1 protein-coding gene is annotated in these 2,588 nt (G+C 44.9%); it reads left to right on the top strand.

Going from position 1 to position 2,588, the window contains the following annotated elements:
- Positions 1–2,364 (top strand): ATP-dependent helicase (locus QUA38_RS21155; protein WP_333165214.1); only part of this gene is annotated, 2,364 nt, incomplete at its 5' end.
- Positions 2,365–2,588 lie beyond the last annotated feature (224 nt).

Here is a 2,588-nt window from a genome sequence, read left to right as displayed (position 1 = left end):
TTGCGAGAACAAGCTTGCCTTAAAATTCGCGAAAGCTTGCGTGCGGGGCAGCAGGACATGGCGGATTGGCAAGGCGGTCCCCTTGCTGTTTCGGCGGTTCCGGGGGCCGGGAAGTCTACGGGAATGGCTGCTGCGTCGGCAATTGCGATCGCCCGCAACGGGCTTCACAGCCGCCGCCAGTTAATTGTCGTGACATTTACGCGATCGGCTGCTGCTAATATTAAAGCTAAAATTCGGGAAAGATTGGCAGAATTGTCTTTATCTCAAGGCGGTTTCGCGGTGCACACTTTGCACGGTTTAGCTTTGAATATTGCGATGCGCCATCCTGATTTGTCGGGTTTAAATTTAGAAAATTCCACCTTAGTTACTCCCACTCAAAGTCACCGATTAATTCGCACCTGTGTAGAACTTTGGATTGCCGAAAATCCCCGCCGATATCAAGTTTTGTTGGAAGGACAGCAATTCGACGGAGAGGAAACGGAGAGGCTGCGGCGACAATCGGTTTTGCGGACGGAAATTTTGCCGCAGGTAGCTAAAACTGTGATTCATGAGGCGAAATCTTCTGGTTTATTTCCCGAACAGTTGTTAGAAATGAGCGCTCTTGATACTGGGGATGGTTATGAGATTTTAGCGGTAGCTGGGGGTTTATATCAAAAATATCAGACTTTGTTGAGGAGTCGGGAATTTATCGATTACGACGAGATGATTTTAGCAGCTTTGCGGGTGTTGGAAAATCCAAGGGCGAGGGCGATCGAGCAAAAGCAAGTATTTGCCGTTTTTGAGGACGAAGCCCAAGATTCTACACCTTTGCAAACTCGGCTTTTGGAAACATTGGCGATCGATCCCGATTATCCTACTTTACGTCCCAATTTTATCAGAGTTGGCGACCCAAATCAAGCGATTAATTCTACTTTCACTCCCGCAGACCCGATTTATTTTAACCAATTTTGTGATAAGTGCGAAGTAGAGAATAAGTTAGCGACAATGGACGGTGCAGGTCGCAGCACCCAAGTAATTATCGATGCGGCTAACTTTATGTTGCAATGGGTAAATGGCTCAGAATTAGCGAAAAATGAAAAGCCTTTTCGCGACCAAACTATTAAGCCAGTACCCAGCAATAATCCGCAGCAAAATGCAAATCCGGATCCCATTGGTCAAGGCTTAGAATTGCATACTCCCCGCGATATTTACCATACAGTTGAGTTGATTGGCAAGCGGGTAATTGAGTTAGTAGAAGAATTTTTACCCGCTGAGTTTGAATTGGGAAGAAATGGCAAAAATCTCGAATCAGGCGGTGAAGCTAGTGATGGGGAAAATAGTGCCAAATTGCCGTTAGAAAATCTGAAATCGATGGCTATTTTGGTGCGGGAAAACAAACAAGGTAAGTTTATCAAAGAAGTGCTGGAAAATCCTCAAAAACACGGATTAAGCTTTGATTTGCGGAAATACGGGATTAAAATTGAAGATGTGGGAGAACGCGACAGACATTCTCAAGTACCTTGGGAAATCTTAACACTGCTGCAATTTCTCGATCGCCCGCACTCTCCAGACTACCTGAAAGCAGCCTTAAAAATTTTGAGCGCTCGGCAACTGATCCCCAAACAAGACTACAATGCTTTTGCGACTAGCCCCGAGCAATTTCTTTACCCAGGCCCCCTAGACCCCCAGCAGTCAGATCCCGTTCGCAAATGTCGCTATTTTTGCTGCGGTTTGCTGCAAGCTAGCTTAGAACTGCCACCCTACCAAATCATTTCATTCTTAGCCTTAGCGCTGCAATACGACCAAACAGAATTAGCCACCGCCGACAAATTAGCAGAACGGGTAGCAATCCAAACAGCCGGCAACAATTCAATGCGGAATATTTTGGATGTACTGAGTGAAATTGTCAGTTCCGAAAGATTTGAACCTGTGGATGCAGATGACAAAATAGAAGAACGCTATACCAGCAAAGGTCAACTAACAATTATTACCATGCACAAAGCCAAAGGATTAGATTGGGATTGTGTATTTTTGCCGTTTCTGCACCAACAAACCATCCCCGGAAATTTGCGAGTTTTGCCACAAACCCGATTTTTAGGAGATTTCACTTTAGCAGAGGTAGCAAGAGCACAAATTCGAGCAAGTTTGCACGAAAAATATCCTTTACCAAATCTAGGCGAAGCCTGGGAACAAGCAGGTTATTTGAAAACAGCCGAAGAGTTTCGACTGCTGTATGTGGCGATGACCAGAGCAAAAAGCTTGCTGTGGATGGCGGCGGAGAAAAAAGGGCCTTTTACTTGGAACAAACCAGAGAATTTACAGGAGCAAAAACCTTGTCCGGTAATGCCTGTTTTGAAGCAGAGATTTCCGAGTAATGCGATATAAAAGAAGTAAGAAGTAATCAGTAATAAGTAGCTTGTTTCCGGCTCTACTCATGGGTGACAACTTAAGCTGAAGTTCCCCGATTTGTTGCTCCGATTACTCAACAATAAATATGTGCTGCCTCTATCTGTAATTCCTACTGCTCAACTATCTGGAGTTTAGACTAACAAGGGAAAGAAAAGGGAGCCTGTGATTGGCACAGGCTCCCTAAAGGCAGAAAATTGAGA

It is taken from the genome of Microcoleus sp. Pol12B4 (assembly GCF_036701385.1).
GTDB lineage: Bacteria > Cyanobacteriota > Cyanobacteriia > Cyanobacteriales > Microcoleaceae > Microcoleus.
This window is presented reverse-complemented; position numbering and strand designations above follow the sequence as displayed.